Source organism: Catellatospora bangladeshensis (genome assembly GCF_016862575.1).
GTDB classification, from domain to species: domain Bacteria; phylum Actinomycetota; class Actinomycetes; order Mycobacteriales; family Micromonosporaceae; genus Catellatospora; species Catellatospora bangladeshensis.
The window spans coordinates 222955-240839 of sequence record NZ_BONF01000016.1 but is presented as its reverse complement, the minus strand read 5'-3'; the positions used below and the strand labels follow the sequence as shown (position 1 = coordinate 240839).

General features: G+C 73.2%; 19 protein-coding genes. 6 read left to right on the top strand and 13 right to left on the bottom strand.

What is annotated here, in order from left to right; all coding sequences use genetic code 11:
* Positions 1 to 124: 124 nt before the first annotated feature.
* From Cba03nite_RS16085 to Cba03nite_RS40330, 3 genes are all read right to left on the bottom strand, one after another.
* Entirely contained in the window at positions 125 to 736 is a 612-nt protein-coding gene (locus Cba03nite_RS16085) for a nucleoside/nucleotide kinase family protein (protein ID WP_203746533.1), read from the bottom strand.
* A gap of 13 nt (positions 737 to 749) precedes the next feature.
* Entirely contained in the window at positions 750 to 1856 is a 1107-nt protein-coding gene (locus Cba03nite_RS16080; protein ID WP_203746530.1) for a threonine aldolase family protein, read from the bottom strand.
* Between the two features lie 64 nt (positions 1857 to 1920).
* The gene (locus Cba03nite_RS40330; protein ID WP_275411591.1) at positions 1921 to 2043 is read right to left on the bottom strand and encodes a hypothetical protein; all 123 of its coding nucleotides are present in this window, start codon (positions 2041 to 2043) and stop codon (positions 1921 to 1923) included.
* Between the two features lie 172 nt (positions 2044 to 2215).
* Between Cba03nite_RS40330 and Cba03nite_RS16075 the strand changes: the two genes are divergently transcribed.
* The 3 genes from Cba03nite_RS16075 (at position 2216) to Cba03nite_RS16065 (ending at position 4107) form a co-directional block, all read left to right on the top strand.
* Complete coding sequence (locus Cba03nite_RS16075) at positions 2216 to 2467, top strand: dsRBD fold-containing protein (protein WP_203746528.1); 252 nt, start codon at positions 2216 to 2218, stop codon at positions 2465 to 2467.
* Positions 2464 to 3120 carry a flavodoxin domain-containing protein gene (locus tag Cba03nite_RS16070; RefSeq protein WP_203746526.1) on the top strand — a complete coding sequence of 219 codons (657 nt, stop codon included), beginning with the start codon at positions 2464 to 2466 and terminating at the stop codon, positions 3118 to 3120. Before Cba03nite_RS16075 ends, Cba03nite_RS16070 begins: the two co-directional genes overlap by 4 nt.
* 96 nt (positions 3121 to 3216) lie before the next feature.
* Complete coding sequence (locus Cba03nite_RS16065; RefSeq protein ID WP_239125774.1) at positions 3217 to 4107, top strand: aldo/keto reductase; 891 nt, start codon at positions 3217 to 3219, stop codon at positions 4105 to 4107.
* An 18-nt stretch (positions 4108 to 4125) separates the two neighbouring features.
* Here Cba03nite_RS16065 and Cba03nite_RS16060 read toward each other — a convergent pair whose 3' ends face one another.
* The 4 genes from Cba03nite_RS16060 to Cba03nite_RS16045 form a co-directional block, all read right to left on the bottom strand.
* Positions 4126 to 4758: a hypothetical protein gene (locus tag Cba03nite_RS16060; RefSeq protein ID WP_203746524.1), complete on the bottom strand. Its 633-nt coding sequence runs from the start codon at positions 4756 to 4758 to the stop codon at positions 4126 to 4128.
* On the bottom strand, positions 4758 to 6581 hold the full coding sequence (locus tag Cba03nite_RS16055; RefSeq protein WP_203746522.1) for a M91 family zinc metallopeptidase: 1824 nt from the start codon (positions 6579 to 6581) through the stop codon (positions 4758 to 4760). The genes Cba03nite_RS16060 and Cba03nite_RS16055 overlap by 1 nt, the downstream gene beginning before the upstream one ends.
* A complete protein-coding gene (locus Cba03nite_RS16050) occupies positions 6578 to 6907 on the bottom strand; it encodes a hypothetical protein (protein WP_203746520.1) in 330 nt (109 codons plus the stop codon). Before Cba03nite_RS16050 ends, Cba03nite_RS16055 begins: the two co-directional genes overlap by 4 nt.
* A gap of 79 nt (positions 6908 to 6986) precedes the next feature.
* The gene (locus Cba03nite_RS16045; RefSeq protein ID WP_203746518.1) at positions 6987 to 8015 is read right to left on the bottom strand and encodes an MBL fold metallo-hydrolase; all 1029 of its coding nucleotides are present in this window, start codon (positions 8013 to 8015) and stop codon (positions 6987 to 6989) included.
* Positions 8016 to 8133: 118 nt separating this feature from the next.
* Here Cba03nite_RS16045 and Cba03nite_RS16040 point away from each other — a divergent pair, with 118 nt between their 5' ends.
* Entirely contained in the window at positions 8134 to 9099 is a 966-nt protein-coding gene (locus tag Cba03nite_RS16040; RefSeq protein WP_203746516.1) for a LysR family transcriptional regulator, read from the top strand.
* A complete protein-coding gene (locus Cba03nite_RS16035) occupies positions 9092 to 9985 on the top strand; it encodes a serine hydrolase (RefSeq protein ID WP_203746514.1) in 894 nt (297 codons plus the stop codon). Before Cba03nite_RS16040 ends, Cba03nite_RS16035 begins: the two co-directional genes overlap by 8 nt.
* 13 nt (positions 9986 to 9998) lie before the next feature.
* Here Cba03nite_RS16035 and Cba03nite_RS16030 read toward each other — a convergent pair whose 3' ends face one another.
* A complete protein-coding gene (locus Cba03nite_RS16030; protein ID WP_203746513.1) occupies positions 9999 to 11249 on the bottom strand; it encodes an MFS transporter in 1251 nt (416 codons plus the stop codon).
* A gap of 214 nt (positions 11250 to 11463) precedes the next feature.
* Here Cba03nite_RS16030 and Cba03nite_RS16025 point away from each other — a divergent pair, with 214 nt between their 5' ends.
* On the top strand, positions 11464 to 11922 hold the full coding sequence (locus tag Cba03nite_RS16025; RefSeq protein WP_203746512.1) for a hypothetical protein: 459 nt from the start codon (positions 11464 to 11466) through the stop codon (positions 11920 to 11922).
* A gap of 89 nt (positions 11923 to 12011) precedes the next feature.
* Here the strand turns inward: Cba03nite_RS16025 and Cba03nite_RS16020 are convergent, their stop codons facing one another.
* From Cba03nite_RS16020 to Cba03nite_RS16000, 5 genes are all read right to left on the bottom strand, one after another.
* Positions 12012 to 13022, bottom strand: a complete 1011-nt coding sequence (locus tag Cba03nite_RS16020; protein ID WP_203746511.1) for a LacI family DNA-binding transcriptional regulator — start codon at positions 13020 to 13022, stop codon at positions 12012 to 12014.
* Positions 13023 to 13075: 53 nt separating this feature from the next.
* The gene (locus Cba03nite_RS16015) at positions 13076 to 14095 is read right to left on the bottom strand and encodes an ABC transporter permease (protein ID WP_203746510.1); all 1020 of its coding nucleotides are present in this window, start codon (positions 14093 to 14095) and stop codon (positions 13076 to 13078) included.
* On the bottom strand, positions 14092 to 15060 hold the full coding sequence (locus Cba03nite_RS16010) for an ABC transporter permease (protein WP_203746509.1): 969 nt from the start codon (positions 15058 to 15060) through the stop codon (positions 14092 to 14094). The genes Cba03nite_RS16015 and Cba03nite_RS16010 overlap by 4 nt, the downstream gene beginning before the upstream one ends.
* Complete coding sequence (locus Cba03nite_RS16005) at positions 15053 to 16573, bottom strand: sugar ABC transporter ATP-binding protein (protein WP_203746508.1); 1521 nt, start codon at positions 16571 to 16573, stop codon at positions 15053 to 15055. Before Cba03nite_RS16005 ends, Cba03nite_RS16010 begins: the two co-directional genes overlap by 8 nt.
* A gap of 86 nt (positions 16574 to 16659) precedes the next feature.
* On the bottom strand, positions 16660 to 17730 hold the full coding sequence (locus tag Cba03nite_RS16000; RefSeq protein ID WP_203746507.1) for an ABC transporter substrate-binding protein: 1071 nt from the start codon (positions 17728 to 17730) through the stop codon (positions 16660 to 16662).
* Positions 17731 to 17885 lie beyond the last annotated feature (155 nt).

The window sequence follows — 17885 nt, the reverse complement described above, 5'->3', positions numbered from 1 at the left end:
CGGCCTGGATGTCCGCTGTGCGTTCCGATCCGCGAAGACCATCCGACTTGCCAGGCAGACGGGCGTATGCGCGGTCAAGATACGCCCGCCTGCCAGGCAAGTCGGATGATCTTGAAGAGGGGCGTCAGGGGCGGTGGAGGTGGAGGTCGGCGCGGGGGGCGGTGGCGACGACGAGGCGGGCGTTGGCCTCGTCGCTGCGGTACACCCAGTCGCGGGCCGCCTCGGCGTCGAGGCCCTTCTCCCGCTGGCGGGCGAGCAGGCCGTCGACCCGGGGGCCGTCGTCGGCGGACAGGTAGACGGCCAGGTCCAGCAGCGGGCGCACCCGGTCCCACGGCGGCGTGTCCAGCAGCAGGTAGTTGCCCTCGGTGACGATCACCTCGGTGTCGCCCGGCACCGGGATCGCCCCGGCGACCGGCTCGTTGAGGACGTGGTCGAACGTCGGCGCGTACACCGTCTCGCCGGTGGTCTCCCGCAGCCGCCGCAGCAGCGCGGCGTAACCGGCGGCGTCGAAGGTGTCCGGGGCGCCCTTGCGGTCGGCGCGGCCGAGCCGCCGAAGCTCGGCGTTGGCCAGGTGGAAGCCGTCCATCGGCACCATGACCGCGTGGTCCAGCTCGGCGGCCAGCGCCAGGGCCAGGGTCGACTTGCCCGCGCCGGGCGAGCCGGCGATGCCGACCACCAGCCGGCCGGGCCGGGCGGCGCGTAGCCGGTGCACCTGGGCGAGCAGCGTCGTCAGCATCACGGCAAGTGTGTCAGCCCGCCGCGGCCAGTTCCAGCAGAGCCGTGCCCGCCGCCGTGACGTCGTCGGCGGTCCAGTCCAGCGCCGGGCGGGCCGCGGTGATCTCGGCGCAGGCCAGGTCGGGCGCGCGGTCCGTGAACGGCCCGCAGAACCAGGTCCGCTGCTGCTCGGCCAGGCGCAGCGCCGCCTCGTTGAGCCGGTCGGCCGGGCCCGGCAGCCACAGCTGGAACTGGTGCGTGTGCGGGACCTGCGGGAAGATCCGCGCGCCGGGCAGCTTGGCCAGCGCCTGCGCGACCACCTTGGCGTGCGCGACGTACTCCGGCAGCCGGGGCAGCTCCCGGTCGAGCCCGGCCAGCGCCGCGACCGCCGCCGGCCACTGCTGGAACAGCGTCCCGCCGTAGCGGTGCCGCCAGGCGCGGGCCTGCGCGGCGAAGTCCTCGGCCCCGGCCAGCAGCGCGCCGGACAGCCCGCCCAGCGTCTTGTAGAGGGACACGTACACGCTGTCGGCCAGCCCCGCCACGGTGGGCAGGTCCCGCCCGAGGTGCGGCGTGGACTCCCACAGGCGGGCGCCGTCGAAGTGCACCTTCGCGCCGCGTACGCGCGCCGCGGCGACCAGCGCGTTCAGCTCGTCCCAGGTGGGCAGCAGGAAGCCGGCGTCGCGCAGCGGCAGCTCCACCAGCAGGGTGCCGAACGGCTCGTCCAGCTCCCGCACCTCCTGCGCGGTGGGCTGGCGCCGCTCGGCGGTCGGCCATACGCCGCGCAGGCGGCTCAGCGTCGTGAACGCCTTGCGCTCGTGCACCTCCAGGTGGCTGAGCGGGTGCAGGGCCACCACGTCGCTGCCGGTGCGCTCGGCCCAGCAGCGCAGCGCCACCTGCTGCGCCATGGTGCCGGTCGGGAAGAACACCGCGTCCGGCTTGCCCAGCAGCCCGGCCACCCGCTTCTCCAGCACGGTCACGGGGCCACCGCCGCCGTACACGTCGGCGCGGCCGTCCAGCTCCGGCAGGCTGCTCGCGGCCAGGTCGGCCAGCCGCTCGCGCAGCGAGGGCGCACGGTTGCCGGACAGCATCCGGTCGCAGCCGTTCATCAGGCGCCAGCGGCGCTCGGCGGGGTCCTCAGCCATCGGGCCATGATGCCACCAGCCCCGCCGGCCTGCGCGCCGCGGCCCACAGCCACCGGCGCGCGGCTCAGCGGGAGCGGCGGCGCGGGGCGCGGGTGCGGCGGCTCAGCAGCCGGCGGGCGACCGCGATGAGCACCGCGATGGTGAACACGGTGCCGAACAATCCGGCGTACACCGTCTCGCTGGTCACCGCCTCACGATAGGCCGCGGCGAGGCACAGAACCGGCATCACGCCCGGCGGGGCGGCGTACCGCCGAAAGCGGACACCTTTTGCCGGACAACCGGCCCGGACCGCCCGCCGCGCGGGGACAATGGCAGGGGCGGCACGCGACGTGCCCGCAAACCGGGGGAGGCCTGCGCCGATGAGCACCAAGCACTGGACGGTCGACATCGCCCTCGACGACGACGGCACCGGCCGCACCACCGCGCGGGCGGAACTGGCCGCGGACGACGGCACCCCGTCCCTGACCGGCGCGGGAGCCGCCGAGCGCAACCGGTACGACGAGGACGTGCCCGTGATCGGCGACGAGCTGGCCGCCGGGCGTGCACTGGTCGAGCTGGGCAACCGGCTGCTCGCGCAGGCCGACGCCGACCTGGAGCGGACCCCGGCATGACGACCGCACCCACCCCGGTCGCCGCGCCCGTCACCGGCCCGCCGCTGCTGGAGCCGCCCCTGCAGCGCCTGGTCATGGCGCAGCTGGAGGAGCTGCCCGAGGCGCTCACCGGACAGGGCCCGCCGCGCCGCGTGCTGGTCGCCGCCGCCTCGAAGTACGAGTCGACCACCGAGATCGCCCAGGCCATCGCCAAGGTGCTCGGCGAGCGCGGCTTCGACGCGAACGCCGCCGAGATCGACCCGAGCGTGCAGGTCGAGGGGTTCGACGCGTTCGTCATCGGCAGTGCCGTCTACTCCGGGCACTGGCTGCAGCCGGCCCGCTGGTTCGTGCAGAGCCACGCCGCGGTGCTGTCCACGCATCCGGTGTGGCTGTTCTCCAGCGGCCCGGTCGGCGAGCCGCCGATGACCGACGAGGACCCGGTCGACGTGACCGCGATCGCGGAGGCGACCCTGGCCCGCGAGCACAAGGTGTTCCCCGGCCGCCTCGAACACAGCCGCCTCAGCATCGCCGAGCAGGCGCTGGTCGTGGCGCTGCGGGCGCCGGAGGGGGACTTCCGGGACTGGGACGCGATCCGCTCGTGGGCGGAGGGCATCGCTGACGCGCTGAACGCCGCAGGCCCGGCCACCACCACCGGCACCATCAGCCTGGAATGACTATCCCGATGTTAAGAAGTTAGCAGGGATCACCGCCGCGCGGTATCGGGCGGCGAGCCCAGTGCGCAGGTCAGCAGCGGTGGCTAGGGTCGCCCGGTGCATATCGGAGAGATCACCGCGGCCGCCGCGGGCGAATGGACCCTCGGCGACCTCACCGTCCGCCGCATGGGCTACGGCTCCATGCGGATCACCGCCAACCCCGACCGCGACCTGGCCGTCCGGGTGCTGCGCCGCGCGGTCGAGCTTGGCGTCAACCACATCGACACCGCCGCCTTCTACTTCTCCCCAGGCGGCACCCTCCAGGTCGGCTCGGGAGCCGTCCGGTACGCCACCGAGCTGATCCGCGACGCGCTCGCGCCGTACCCGGACGGCCTGGTCATCACCACGAAGGTCGGCCCCGGCTACGACCCGGACTTCTACCAGGCGAAGACCCCGGCGCAGCTGCGGGCGCAGGTCGAGGAGAACCTGCGCCGCCTCGGCCGCGACCACCTGGACGTGGTCAACCTGCGCATCCTCAAGCGCCCCGGCCAGGACTCCCTCGCCGAGCGCTTCGCCGCCCTGGCGCGGCTGCGCGACGAGGGGCTGATCCGGCACCTGGGCATCTCGAACGCGCGCGTCGACCACCTGGACGAGGCGCAGACCATCGCGCCGGTCGTGTGCGTGCAGAACAGCTACTCGCTGGACAACGGCCGCGAGGACGACGGCCTGCTCCGGGTCTGCGGGGAGCGCGGCATCGCGTTCACGCCGTACTTCGCGCTGGCCGGAGCGCGGCGGGAGTCCGGGGCGGGTGAGGACCACACCGATGCGGTACGCGCCGTCGCCGACGCCCACGGCGTGTCCCCGCACCAGGTGCGCCTCGCCTGGACCCTGCACCAGGGCGCGCACGTGCTCGCCATCCCCGGCACCGGCGACCCGTCCCACCTGGAGCAGAACATCGCGGCGGGAGCGCTGCGGCTGTCCCCGGCGGACCTGGCCCGGCTGGGCTGACGCCTGCCCGGCCGGGTGCTACTGCGCGACCGGGGCGGGCGCCGAGCAGAACAGGTGCTGGTTGCTGGTCGTCGAGGACAGGTGCGGGAACAGCGGCAGCGCCGGGGTGCTCTCCGGCGGCTGCCACGCCTCGCGCACCACGCCGACGCAGAACACCACGGTGTCGGTCGGGTCGGGCAGCTCGATGACGCCCTCGCCGACGTCGTCGCCGTACGGGTGGCGCCGGTGCAGCGGCAGCGCGACCGTGACCTCCTCCGAGAACGCCTCACCGGGCGCCACCAGGTGGCCCGCGACGCGATACGGCGCCTCCCAGGCCTTGCTGTCCGTGTCGGGCATGTCGAAGGCGCGCTTGGCGATCTCGGCGATGTGCCCGCCCCGGCCCGTCACGTAGACGGCGTCGGCGGCGGGCCGCACGGACAGCGTCTGCTCCTGCAGCGGCACGCCGTTGAGCACGTACACACCGCCGCTGCCCTTGTTGACCAGCCGGTAGCGGATGTGCAGCACCTCGTCCTCCTGCGTCACCGACGCGGAGAACTCGGCGTCCGGCGGCGCGCCGGTGGGCGCGGCGCTCACCGGCTCCCGCGCCGAGCCGGCGCACCCCGCCGTGGCCGCCGCGAGCAGGAGCGCGGCGGCGAGGACCAGCCGCCGCATCAGTAGACCGTCCTGTCCGGCCAACCCATCTCCTCGCGCAGCGCGTTCTCGGTGACGCCTTCGGGGTGCTCGGCGTAGGGGCCGTCGGGAGTGCCGTCCTCGTCCAGGTCGACCGGCAGGCCGACGGCCTCCCGCTCGTCGTTGGGCACGCCCGGGTTGTCCGAGCCGCGGTAGGTGCCGGGCGCGGACGTGTCGTTGCCGTAGTCGTAGACGTGCGCGAACTCGTGGAACAGCCCGGAGATCGGCGGGCGCTCGTCGCGCGCCTCCAGCTTGTCCGGGTTGTACTCGACGGTGTACTTCTCCCGGTCGCCGGTCCACAGGAAGCCGCCGCGCCACGACTCCGACGCGGCCGTGTTGCCGCCGCTGGTCTCCTTGATGGTCAGGGAGTTGTCGTCGCCGCCGTCGCTGCCCGCGTGGATCTCGTCCATCGCCGACAGCATCTCCTGGCCGCGCGGCGAGGAGCGGAGCATGTCGAGGTCGGCCTGCACCCGCTCCTTGAACTCGTCGGAGCCCTCGATGCGGATGTCCTGGCCCAGGTCCTTGATCTCGACGGTGACGACCTGCTCGGCCCCGCTGCGGCGGTCACCGCTCTCGGCGTACACGGTGTCGGTGCCGGTCCCGGCCCCGATCACGTCGTTGCCGTGCCCGGCGTAGAGCTTGTCCGCGCCGCCGCCGCCGCGCAGCACGTCGTCGTCGCGGCCGCCGGAGACGATGTCGTCGTCGGCGCCGCCGTCCACGACGTCGCGGCCGGTCGCGCCCTCCAGGTAGTCGCGGCCCGCGCCGCCGCTGAGCTTGTCGTCGCCGGACAGGCCGTACATCACGTCGTCGCCCTCGCCGCCGGTCAGCGTGTCGTCGCCGCGGTAGCCGTCGAGGTAGTCGCGGCCGGCGCCGCCGGAGGCGCGGTCGTTGCCCGCACCCGCGTGGATGCGGTCGGCGCCGGTGTGGCCGAGGATCGTCTCGTCGCCGTCGCCGCCGTTGATGGTGTCGTCGCCGGTGCCGCCGAGCAGCGTCAGCTTCAGCTTCGTGCCCGGTGCGACGGCCACCTCGTCATTGCCCTCACCGGTGCGCACCACCACGTCCGCGCCGGGCGGGAACCGGTACGGAATGCCGTTGACCTCGATGATCTGCTCGCCCGTCTTCGGGTCGACACTGATCTTGACCTTGTCGTCGCCGGTGCCCGTGTTCACGATCGCGGTGTTGCCGTCGTAGAGCACGTACGGGCCGGTGGCCTCCGGCGGCATGGTGAACGGGTCGACGCCGTTGGCGGTGCCCGCCCAGGCGGTGGCGATCGCCTCCCACTCGGGGCGCAGCTTGTTCAGCGCCGTCTCGTACGGCAGCAGCTCGTCGTCGATGTCCTTGCGCAGCTTGCTCGCGTGCGCCGCGCCGTCGTGCACGAGCTGGGCCTGGGCGTCGTCCTTCGGGTGGAAGGTGACCGTGGACCGGTCGCCCGACAGCTGCGCGCTGACCTTGCCGGACAGCTGCGCGAGCGCGTCGTCGAGGGTGTGCTGGCCCGCGCGCAGCGCCGCGGCGGCCTTGTCGAGCTGGTCGGCCTGCCGCCGGGCGATGTCGGCGGTCTCCCGCAGGTCGGCCGAGAAGGTGCGCCGGTGCTGCTCGAACTCGTCGGCGGTGGGTCCGGCCCACTTGCCGTCGTACACGGCCTTGGCCGGACCGTCGACGTCGTCGGCGGTGCCCTCGGCCTCGGTCGCGTACGTGCGCCAGGCGCGCGCGGCACCCTCCAGCCCGGCCGGGTTCGCCGCGATGGTCCACACGTTGACGTAGTTGATCGGCGCCGGGGCCGGTGCGGGCGGGTCCTGAGGAATCACGGGCGGGGACCTCCTCGGCGCCGCTCGATGTCGTCCATCGCGTGCAGATCGGCCTGCTCGTACGCGAACGCGATCCGGTAGAGCCGGTCCACGTCGCCCTCCAGCACCTCGACCAGGCGGCCCACGGCCAGCCCGGCGGGCTCGACCGCGCCGTCCTCGGCCTTGTGCAGGGGCGCGGCGCCGGAGGTGTCGCCGTAGTCGGTCACCGGCGGGGTGACCGACGCCTGCGCGGCCCGCAGCGCGTCGCCCAGCCGCTGCGACGCCTTCAGGAACGTCGCGGCGAGCCGGGTCAGCTCGGTCGGATCGGCGCGTACCTCGGTGGCCATGTGGACACATTAGAGCGTCCAGGCGACAACAGTGAAACGGAGCGTGACGGGGGACGCCACAGCGGCGTCCCCCGGCCGGTCAGAACAGCAGCGGGCGCAGGTGTTCCGCCTCGATCACCTCGGTCCGCAGCCCCAGCGCGCGCACCGCGTCCTTCACCCGCCGCACCGCGCCCGCGTCGACGGTGTCGCGCAGGTTCGGGTCGTCGAAGCCGGTGACCATGTCGTCATGGTGCACCGGGATCACGTAGCGGGGGCCGCCCAGCACGGTGAGCAGCCGCTCCAGGTAGCGGTGCAGCGAACTGCTGTCCGTCATGGACACCGCGACCACGTCCGGCCGCATCCCCGCCAGCTCCCGCTCGACGAAGTTGGTCCCGCCGAACATCAGGATCTTCAGCCGGTCGCGCACGGTCACCTGGTACGCCAGCGTGCCGCCCTCGACGAGGTCGTTGATGCTCGCCGGGGCGGGCGGCGGGGCGACCCGGGTGCCGGGGGCGAAGAAGCCGTACCCGAGCGACTGGCTGTGCAGGCTGCGGATCACCTGCACCCGGTACGCCCCGCCGCCGAACTCGAGGTCCTCGCCGCCGGTGGCGACGATGTTGTTCTTGCGCTGCGCGTCGGTCATCCCCATGGCGTGCATGAGGTGCCGGTGCGTCTCGGTGCTGATGGTGCGGATCGTCGCTCCCGCCCAGTCCGGCCGGGACAGCAGCGACGGCACGTCGGCCATGTGGTCCCAGTGCCCGTGGCTGATCATGATCAGCTCCGGCGGCCCGGCAAGCCGCCCCGTGGCCAGCAGGCGATCGGCCACCGCCGGGTCGACCGCGAGCGGCCCGCCGGGCAGGCGGTAGTCGAAGCGGCTGAGGTACGGATCGAAGTAGAGCACCCGGCCGTCGAACGCGATCTCCCAGCCGGAGACGCCCAGCCAGCGCATCGACACCCCGGCGGCCCGCCCGGAGCCGATCTTCTCGGGCGCGGGGGCCGGTGCGGCCGCCCCCGCGGCGGCCGGGGACAGGCCCACGGCGGCGACCCCGGCGGCCGCGCCGCCGAGCACGGCACGGCGCAGCAGGTCTCGGCGCGGGACAGCGGATGCGGTGGCACAGTTCTGGCACATGGGACGGTGGTTTCCTTCCGGTCGGGATCACCTGAAAGCAGCCAACCCCGCCGGTCACCGCCCGGTCCAACATCAATACCGCGCAGGCCCGATATCGGATCAGGTATCGTCGCAGCCCGTGGACCTCATACAGCACCTGCGATACTTCGTCGCGGTGGCCGAGGAGCTCCACTTCGGCCGCGCCGCGCGCCGCCTGCACATGTCCCAGCCGCCGCTGTCGCAGCGCATCCAGCGCCTGGAACGCGAACTCGGGGTGCGCCTGTTCGACCGCTCGCCGCGCGAGACCACCCTCACCCAGGCGGGCCGCCTGCTGCTGCCCCAGGCCCGGGAGCTGCTGCTGCGCGCGGACGCCGTGCTCACCCTGGCCGAGCAGGTCGACACCGCGACCGCCGCGGTGCTGCGCGCCGCGCTGCCGCCTGAGCTGGAGGGCGCCACGGTCGCGGCGGTGCTCGGCGGGTTCCGGCAGCGCCGCCCGCGCACCGTGCTCGAACTCCGGGAGATCCCGACCGCCGCGCAGCAGCAGGCCCTGGCCCGGCGGCAGCTCGACGTCGGCGTCCTGCAGCTGCCCTGCGACCTGGCGCAGCTCGCCCTCGGCCCGGTCGTGCACCGCCCGCTGGGTGTGCTCGTCGCCGCCGCCGGGCCGCTCGCCGGCCGCCCCGAGCTGCTGCTGTCCGACCTCGGCCGCTACGACCTGGTCACCTTCCCCCGGGCCGGGGCGCCCGCCCGGTTCGACGACGTCCTCGACACCTGCGACCGGCACGGCTACCGCCCGCCCGCCGTGCACCAGGCCGACGGCCGCAGCTTCGCCATCGGCCTGGTCCTGGCCGGCACCGCCGTCGCGTTCGACACCGGCGCGGGCCCGCACCACCCCGACGTGGCCTGGCGGCCGCTGGCCGGGCAGCCGCTGGCCGAACGGGTCGCGGTCGCCTGGCCGCGCGACCGACGCCACCCCGACGCGGCCGCGTTCGCGCAGACCGTCGCCGCGGTGCTCGGCCCCGGCCCGGCGCCCGCCGCCCGGCCCGTGCCGCACACCCGCCCCGCCTCCGAGTTCCCCGCCCCGCCGTACGGAGCCCGCGATGAGTGACGACGTCCGCGACCGGATCAGCGCGCTGTTCGCCGACGCGGGCGTCACCGGGCGGCTGCACGCGATCGACCTCGGGTCCGGCCGCGAGGTCGGCGTCGGCGCCGACACGCTCGTGCTCATGGCCAGCGTGTTCAAGGTGCCGCTGGTGCTGGCCCTCCACCGGGCCGCCGACGCCGGGCTCGCCGATCCCGCGCAGCGCGTCACGGTCGAGCCGGGGGCGCGCACGGGCGGCCCGACCGGCATCGGCGCGATGGCCGACCCGGTCGTCATGTCCCTGCGCGACCTCGCCCACCTCGCGATCAGCGTGTCCGACAACGCCGCCGCCGACGCGCTCGCCGACCACCTCGGCCTGCCCGCCGTCGCCGAGGCGGTCGCCGCCGCCGGGATGACCCGGACCGCCGTGATCGAGGTGTGCCGCGACGTCGCGGCGCGCACCGCCGCCTCGCTCGGCACCGCCGACCCGGCACGACTCGGCGCGCTGCTGACCGACCCGGCGGCGCTGTCCCGGCTGGCCACCCTCGACGTGACCGTGTCGAACCGGACCACGGCCCGCGACTGCACGACGCTGCTGGCGGGGCTGTGGCGCGACGAGGTGGCCACGCCGCGCTCCTGCGCCGCGGTGCGCAGGCTGCTCGCGCTGCAGGTGTGGCCGCACCGGCTGGCGTCAGGCTTCCCGTTCGACGACGTACGCGTCTGCGGCAAGACCGGCACCCTGCCCACGGTGCGCAACGAGATCGGGGTGGTGGAGTACCCGGACGGCGGGCGCTACGCCGTCGCCGTGTTCACCCGCAGCGCGTCGACCGCGCTCACCCTCCCCCGCGCCGACGCCGTGATCGGCACGGCCGCCCGAGCCGCCGTGGAGCACCTGCGCACCGGCCGCCGCTGACCGCCGGGGACGGTCACGCGGCGGAGGGCTGCGGCTGCTCGTCGGCGTGGGCGATGTGGGTCATCTCGCGCCACAGCAGGACGACGAACACGACCGAGCCGCCGAACGCGAACCAGAACGGCGCGGTCACCCCGTACCCGGCGGCGAGCGCGCCGCCGATCGGGGCGCCCACCACGAGGCCGCCGTACACGCAGATGGTGTTGAGGCTGCCGACGCGGCCCTGCAGGTGGTGCGGGACGGCCCGCTGCCGGACGGTCATCGAGGTGGTGCCCCAGATGAACGCGTGCGCGCCGAACAGGAAGAAGATGACCGAGGCGACCCAGCCGGACCGGGTGACCGCGAGGCCGAGGTGGGTGACCGTCTCCAGGAGCAGGCCGGCCCGCATCAGGTTGCCGAGGCTGACCCGCCGGGTGAGCCAGCCGTACATGCTGGTGCCGAGCAGGCCGCCGATCGCGGAGATCGTGGTGAGCAGGCCGAAGCCGACGGAGCCGAGCCCGAGCCGGTCCTGGGCGTAGAGGACGAGCACGGACCAGGCCGCTCCGAACGTCACGTTGAAGATCAGAATGATCAGCATGAGGGTACGCACCGCGGGGTGCCGCACCGTCCACCGGTAACCCTCGACGACGTCCTGCCACACCCCGCGCACCGGCGCACCCGCCGCGCGGCCGTGCGCGGGCAGCACGATCCGGGACACCAGCAGCAGCCCCGCCACGTCCAGGACGATCTCGGTGAGGAACGGCCAGGTGCTGCCGGCCGCGAACAGGGCGGCGCCGATGGGCGGCCCGGCGAGCTGGTTGAACGTGATGAAGCCGGTCTGCAGCCGCGAGTTGGCCAGGGCGAGGTCGGCGCGCGGCACCAGCATCGGGGTGAGCGTGGCGGTGGTGTTGTCGGCGAACACCTCGGTGGTGGCGAGCAGGCCGAGGGCGAGCAGCGCCCCGGGGGCCGACAGGGTGCCGGTGGCGACGGTGGTGATCAGCACGGCGAGCACGGCGATACGTACGGCGTTGGCGGCGAGCACGATGCGGCGCCGGTCGTGGCGGTCGGAGAGCACGCCCGCGTACAGGCCGAACAGCAGCGCCGGGGCCCAGCCGAACAGCGCGGCCAGGGAGATGAGGAACGCGTCGTCGGTCAGCGAGGCGACCAGCAGCGGCCCGGCGGCCAGCGCGATGCCGTCGCCCAGGTTGGTGGTCCAGGACGAAGCCAGCAACCAGCGGAAGCTTCTGCCGAACCGTGCCGGGACGATCCTGTCGATGACCTTGCTCACGAGGAGGGGACCCTACGTGGGCACAGGTGGCTGCCGCAACGCCGTTACCCGAGGCGGGATCAAGACGACACCAGCATAAGCGAATTCCGCGTCTTGATCACTCGGCTGTTCGACCGTCGCGACCTGCGGCTGATGCCCCCTAATGTTCCCCTTCGTGTCGGCGCCCGCCCGTTGTCCGGTGGGCGCCGCGCTCTGTCCACCGAGCCACGGAGGCATGTTGCACGAGATCGAGCTCATCGCGCGTTCCGTTCTCCTCTCGTCCGCCCGCCCGGACGCCAAGACCGAGGTCTGGGCCTACCAGACACTGGCCGCCCGCAACCCCGGCTACCGGGGCCACCTGGCCCAGGCGCTCATCCGCCGGGAGCGGACCGGGCTCGACCTGCCGGTCCGGCTCCGGCTGTCGGAGGAGGCCGTCGCGACCGCACGCTTGATCGATCCCGTCCTGGACCATCACGCCACCGACATCCTGATCTGGGCGCTCGACGCCCTGCAGCACAACCTGTTCGAGGCCGGGCGCACCGCCGACGCCTGGGCCGCCCGCCGCGAGATTCTCGACCTGCACCACCCCGGCCTGCACCGCCGCTGCTACGTCACCGACTGCTACGCGGGCAAGCTGCCGATCCCGGTCGAGGACTGGGCCGCCGCGGCCCCGAACCCGCCCGCGGCGATGTGACGCCTGCGCGGCACAACTCCTGTGTTGTGGGTACAACCCAGAAGTTGTGGACCGCACGGCCATCTACCCGCCGAGGCGGACCCGGCGGGTCAGGCGGCGGGGGCGGATTCGCGGATGACCAGGCGGAACGGGGGCTGGAGTTCGGTGGGCGGGTTGGTGGGGCGGCCCTCGACCCGGTCGAGCAGCTTCTCCACCGCCAGCCGGCCGATCATCTCCTTGTCCGGCGAGATCGTGGTGAGGGTCGGGATGCTGAACCGGCCCTCCTCCACGTCGTCGATGCCGATCACCGCGACGTCCTCGGGGACCCGCAGCCCGTGCTCGTACAGGGCGCGGATCGCGCCGAGCGCGATGAGGTCGTTGAACGCGAACACCGCGTCGGGCGGCTGCGGCAGGCGCAGCAGCTCCCGCATGCCCGCCGCGCCGTCACCCCGGCGGAAGCCGCTGGTGGTGACGGTCAGCTCGGGGTCGAACGGCAGCCCGGCCGCCGACAGCGCCTCGGTGTAACCGCGCAGGCGCAGCAGCGACGGCGCGCGGTTGGCCTCGATGTGCGCGCCGATGAACGCGATCCGGCGGCGGCCCAGCGCCACCAGGTGCCGGACCGCCGCGTGGCTGGCCGCGAGGTTGTCGATGACGATGTGGTCGTACGGCGCGCCGTAGATCGCCTCGCCGACCAGCACCATCGGGGTCTCGCTGGTGCGGGTCATGATGTCCGCGCGGTCCAGGTGCACCGCCGACAGGATCAGGCCGTCGATGATCTGCGACCGGAACCCGTCGGCGACCAGCAGCTCCTTGTCCCGGTCGCCGTCGGTGTAGTCGAGCAGCAGCGTGTAGCCGCGCCGGGTGGCCGTGCGGATCGCCGCGTCGGCCAGCTCGGCGAAGTACGGGTTGTTCAGCTCCGGGATGGCCAGCGCGATGATGCCGGTGCGGCCCCGGCGCAGGTGCCGAGCGCTGAGGTTGGGGGTGTACCCGAGCTCGTCGATGGCCTGCTGGACCTTGGCCCGGGTGGCCTCGCCGACGGGACGATAGCCGTTGACGACGTTGGACACCGTCGCCTGCGACACGCCCGCCCGCCTGGCGATGTCCTTGAGACTGACCGCCATGGGCGGGGTTCCTCCACTCACTGCTCATTGTCACCACTGCCGGGGCCGCCACGTCAACGCGGCCTTCGCCGCCTCCTGCCCAGGAAGGTCTGCACGACCACGACGAGGATCAGGAACAGGCCGCTGACCACGGACTGGTATGACGAGTTCAGCGTGCCGATCTGGTTGATCACGTTCTGGATCACGCCGAGCAGCAGCACCCCGCACAGCGTGCCGCTGATCGAGCCCGCGCCGCCGACCAGCAGCGTGCCGCCGATGACCACCGCGGCGATGGCGTCCAGCTCCATGCCGACGCCGAGGATGGTCACCCCCGAGGACAGCCGCGACGCGTTGAGCACCCCGGCGAACCCGGCCAGCAACCCGCTGAGCAGGTACGTCAGCACCCTGATCCGGGCCACCGGCAGGCCCATCAGCGCCGCCGCGTCCGGGCTGCCGCCGACCGCGAACACGGCCTGACCGTAGCGGGTCCGCTGGAGCAGCACCGCACCGAGCACGAACAGCAGCACCGCCAGGTACACCGGATACCCGATGCCGAGGAACGTGCCCTGCCCGAATTCCAGGAACGCCGAGTCCTTGGGCACCAGGTACGTCGTCGAGCCCTCGTCGGTGACCGCGAGCAGCAGGCCGCGCGCGCCGAGCAGCCCGGCGAGCGTGACGATGAACGGCGCCATGCCGGTCTTCGCGATCAGCAAGCCCTGGAGCAGGCCGATCGCGCCGCACACGGCCAGCGGCAGCAGCAGCGCGGGCACCGGCCCCCACTGCGACGCATACGCGGCGAGCACGCCGCCGAGGGCGAACACCGACCCGACGGACAGGTCGATGCCGCCCGTGATGATCACGAACGTCATGCCCAGCGCCACGATCGCCAGGAACGACGACTGGATCGCGATGCCGTTGGCGTTCTCCGCCGTCGGGAACGCCGGGAACAGCACCGACGCGACCAGCACCGCCAGGACCAGCACGGCCGGCGCGCCGTGCCGCTGGGCGAGCCCGGCCAGGCGCTCGCGGCGCAGCTCGCGCTCGACCGGCGCCGGATGCGCCGGCGCCGCGGGAGTGGTGAGGATCTGGCTCATCGGGTACGCCGTTCCCGTGCGATGTAGACCGCGGCCAGGATGATGGCCGCCTGGATCATCTGCGCCGACGAGTCGGGCAGGTCGTGGTTGATCAGCATGGCCCGCACCAGCTGCATCAGCAGCGCCCCGGCGACCGTGCCGAGCACCCGGATGCTGCCGCCGGACAGCGGGGTCCCGCCGACCACCACGGCGGTGATCGCCGACAGCTCCATCAGGTTGCCGATCGCGGACGGGTCGCTGGCGCCGAGCCGGGCCGTGGCCAGCACCCCGGCCAGCGCGGCGAGCACCGCGCACAGCGCGTACGTGCCGATCAGCACCCGCTTGACGGGCAGCCCGGCCAGCGCGCTCGCCGCCCGGTTGCCGCCGACCGCGACGAGCTGCCGCCCGTACACGGTGCCCCGCACGACGAACCCGATGACGAGCGCGAGCACCCCGGCGATGAGCACCGTGTACGGCACGCCCAGCAGCTCGCCGGTGCCCAGCTCCAGCAGGGTCGGGTTGGTGATGCCCTTGAGCTGCCCGTCGGCGAAGACCAGGGCCAGGCCCCGGCCGCCGACCAGCAGCGCCAGCGTGGCCACGATCGGCTGCAGCCCGACCACGGCGACCAGGGTGCCGTTGACCACCCCGACCAGCGCCCCGACCAGCAGCGCGACGAGCACCGCGGGCCAGAACCCGTATCCGATGTAGAGCGGCAGCACCGCCGCGGCCAGCGCCATCACCGAGCCGACGGACAGGTCGACGCCCTCGCTGCCGATGACCATCGCCATGCCCAGCGCCGCGATGACCACGGGGGCCACCTGCACGAGCTGCGTGCGCAGCGTCGCGGTCTGCAGGAAGTTGTCGGTGAACGCGATGTTGAACAGCACCAGCGCGGCGACGGCCGCGTACACCCCGTAGTCCTGGGCCCAGCGGGCCAGCCGGGCGCGGTCGACGGAGGCGGCCGGGACCGCTGTCGTGTCAGTCATGGGCTGCCTCCTGTGCCAGCGCGGCCATGATGTTGTCCTCGGTGACGTCGTCGCCGGACAGCTCGCCGACGACGGCGCCGGCGCGCAGCACCACGATGCGGTCCGCCCCCTCGACCAGCTCCTCCAGGTCGGAGGAGATCAGCACGACGGCCAGGCCCTCGGCGGCCAGCTCGTCGATGAGCGCCTGCACCTCGGCCTTGGCCCCCACGTCGATGCCGCGGGTGGGCTCGTCGAGCAGCAGCAGCCGCGGGTTGAGGCACAGCCAGCGGGCCAGCAGCACCTTCTGCTGGTTGCCGCCGGACAGCTCGGACACCTTCTGCTCAGGGCTGGCGGCCTTGATGCGCAGCCGCTTCATGAACGTCTCCACGACCCGGTCCTGCCGTGCCCGGGAGACCACGCCGAAGCGCGACAGCCGGGGCAGCGCGGCGAGCACGATGTTCTCGCGCACGCTCAGGCCGGGGATGATGCCCTCGGCCTTGCGGTCCTCGGGCAGCATCGCCATCCCGGCCCGGATCGCGCCCGCCGGGGTGCGGCGCTTGAGCCGCCGCCCGGCCATGTCGACCGTGCCGCCGTCCGCGCCCAGCGCACCGACCACCGCCTTCGCGGTCTCGGACCGGCCCGAGCCGAGCAGCCCGCCCAGTCCCGTGACCTCGCCGGGGCGCACGTCGAACGAGACGCCGTGCAGCTGGTGCCGCACGGTCAGGTCGCGCACCCGCAGGATCGGCTCGACATCGCCCGCGTCGTGCGCGGAGAAGCCGGTCAGCCCGTGGCGGCGGACGTCGGCCACGTCGCGGCCGAGCATCAGCGAGATCAGGCTCAGCCGGTCCAGCTGCGCCAGCTCGCCGGTGTGGACGCGGCGGCCGTCGCGCAGCACGGTGACCCGGTCGCAGAGCTGGTAGAGCTCGTCGAGCCGGTGGCTGACGTAGATGATCGCGATGCCCCGCCCGCTCAGCTCGCGTACCACCCGGAAGAGGGTCTCCACCTCGCGGGGCTCCAGCGACGAGGTCGGCTCGTCCATGATGACGACCTTGGCGTCGACCGCGACCGCGCGGGCCAGCGCGACCATCTGCTGCGCCCCGAGGCCCAGCGAGTGCAGCGGCAGCCGCGGGTCGACCGTGATGCCGAAGCGGGCCAGCACCTCGCCGGCCTCGCGGTTCATCCGCGCCGTGTCGATTAGCCCGAACCGGCCGCGCGGCTCGCGGCCGAGGAACAGGTTGCGGGCGACGCTCATCAGCGGGACGAGGTTGACCTCCTGGTAGATGGTGGAGATCCCGGCCGCCTGCGCGTCCAGCGGGCGCCCGAACCCGACGGGCTGCCCGAGGTAGTGCACCTGCCCGGCGTCGGGCCGGTACACCCCGGTGAGGATCTTGATGAGGGTGGACTTGCCGGCGCCGTTCTCGCCGACGAGGGCGTGCACCTCGCCGGGGGCGACGGTCAGCGACACGTCGTCCAGCGCGAGCACGCCCGGGAATCTCTTGCTGACCCCGCGTACGTCCAGCACGGGTTCGGTCATCGGGTGCTCTCTCCTTTCGCGTCCCGATCGTGGGAAGTGCGCCTGCCGCGGCGTTCGGCAGGCGCACTTCCGGCACTGGCGCAGCGTCAGTAGGCGCTGCTCAGGGACGCCGCCGCGTTCGCGGAGTCGTACTCGCGGTCGGAGATGATGACGTTGGCGGGGATGGACTCGCCGCCCAGGAACTTCTGCGCGGTGGCGAACGCCAGCGGGCCGAAGCGCGGGTTGGACTCGATCACGGCGTTGATCTCACCGGCGACGATGGCCTTCACCGCGTTGGCGGTGCCGTCGATCGACACGATCTTGATGTCGGTGCCGGGCTTCTTGCCCGCGCCCTTGATCGCGGTGACCGCGCCCAGCGCCATCTCGTCGTTCTCGGCGTAGATCGCCGTGATGCCCGGGTTGCTCAGCAGCAGCTGCTCGGTCACCTGCTGGCCCTTGTCCCGGGCGAACTCGCCGGTCTGCTGGGCCACGATCTCGATGCCGGGCGCCGTCGCCTTGATCTGGTCGACGAAGCCGTTGGTGCGGTCGGTGGTCACGTTGTTGCCCGACGAGCCGAGCAGGATGGCCACCTTGCCCTTGCCGCCGGTCGCCTTGACCATCGCGTCGGCGGCACGCTTGCCCTGCTCGACGAAGTTCGAGCCGAGGAACGCGACGTAGTCCTTGCACGCGGTCGCGTTGACCTTGCGGTCGATGGTGAGCACCGGGACCTTCTTGTCCGCGGCCGCCTTGAGCGCGGGCTCCAGGCCGTCGGAGTTGAGCGGCGCGACGATCAGGAACTGCGCGCCCTGGGCGAGCATGTCCTGGATGTCACTGACCTGCTTGGACAGCTGCGACTGCGCGTTGGTGACGAGCAGCTTCTTGACGCCGAGCTTCGCGGCCTCGTCCTTGATGGACTGGGTCTCGGCGATGCGGAACGGGTTCGCCTCCTTCTCCGACTGGGAGAAGCCGACGATCGCGTCCTTGAGGTCGAACTTGGTGCCGCCGTACGACTGCAGCGTGCAGCCTTCGCCGCCGGGGCTGGCCGAGGCCACCACCTGCGCACCGGCGCTGCCGCCGTCCGTCGGGGTGCCGGTCTCCTCGCCCTTGGTGCAGGCGCTGAGGAACGCGCCGCCGAGGACGAGGGTCGCGGCGATGGTCAGTGATCGGGTGCGGAACATGAGGGGACTCTCCTTCTGCGGTGTTATTGACGTACGTCAATAAAGGAGGGCATTCTTACTGCACTAACGGGAGCCGCCGAAAATGTTGCGGCGCAATCGTTCCGGCGATTGCGATCAACGACCCTCGCTCTATAACGTTATACAGACCGAGTCCG

Excerpts from the sequence above, each read along its gene's own strand:
- Cba03nite_RS16010 (WP_203746509.1), bottom strand. The coding sequence starts at position 15,060 with ATGACTGACACGACAGCGGTCCCGGCCGCCTCCGTCGACCGCGCCCGG.
- Cba03nite_RS16070 (WP_203746526.1), top strand. The coding sequence starts at position 2,464 with ATGACGACCGCACCCACCCCGGTCGCCGCGCCCGTCACCGGCCCGCCG.
- Cba03nite_RS16045 (WP_203746518.1), bottom strand. The coding sequence starts at position 8,015 with ATGTGCCAGAACTGTGCCACCGCATCCGCTGTCCCGCGCCGAGACCTG.
- Cba03nite_RS16000 (WP_203746507.1), bottom strand. The coding sequence starts at position 17,730 with ATGTTCCGCACCCGATCACTGACCATCGCCGCGACCCTCGTCCTCGGC.
- Cba03nite_RS16015 (WP_203746510.1), bottom strand. The coding sequence starts at position 14,095 with ATGAGCCAGATCCTCACCACTCCCGCGGCGCCGGCGCATCCGGCGCCG.
- Cba03nite_RS16085 (WP_203746533.1), bottom strand. The coding sequence starts at position 736 with ATGCTGACGACGCTGCTCGCCCAGGTGCACCGGCTACGCGCCGCCCGG.
- Cba03nite_RS16075 (WP_203746528.1), top strand. The coding sequence starts at position 2,216 with ATGAGCACCAAGCACTGGACGGTCGACATCGCCCTCGACGACGACGGC.
- Cba03nite_RS16050 (WP_203746520.1), bottom strand. The coding sequence starts at position 6,907 with ATGGCCACCGAGGTACGCGCCGATCCGACCGAGCTGACCCGGCTCGCC.
- Cba03nite_RS16025 (WP_203746512.1), top strand. The coding sequence starts at position 11,464 with ATGTTGCACGAGATCGAGCTCATCGCGCGTTCCGTTCTCCTCTCGTCC.
- Cba03nite_RS16060 (WP_203746524.1), bottom strand. The coding sequence starts at position 4,758 with ATGCGGCGGCTGGTCCTCGCCGCCGCGCTCCTGCTCGCGGCGGCCACG.
- Cba03nite_RS16005 (WP_203746508.1), bottom strand. The coding sequence starts at position 16,573 with ATGACCGAACCCGTGCTGGACGTACGCGGGGTCAGCAAGAGATTCCCG.
- Cba03nite_RS16080 (WP_203746530.1), bottom strand. The coding sequence starts at position 1,856 with ATGGCTGAGGACCCCGCCGAGCGCCGCTGGCGCCTGATGAACGGCTGC.
- Cba03nite_RS16035 (WP_203746514.1), top strand. The coding sequence starts at position 9,092 with ATGAGTGACGACGTCCGCGACCGGATCAGCGCGCTGTTCGCCGACGCG.
- Cba03nite_RS16020 (WP_203746511.1), bottom strand. The coding sequence starts at position 13,022 with ATGGCGGTCAGTCTCAAGGACATCGCCAGGCGGGCGGGCGTGTCGCAG.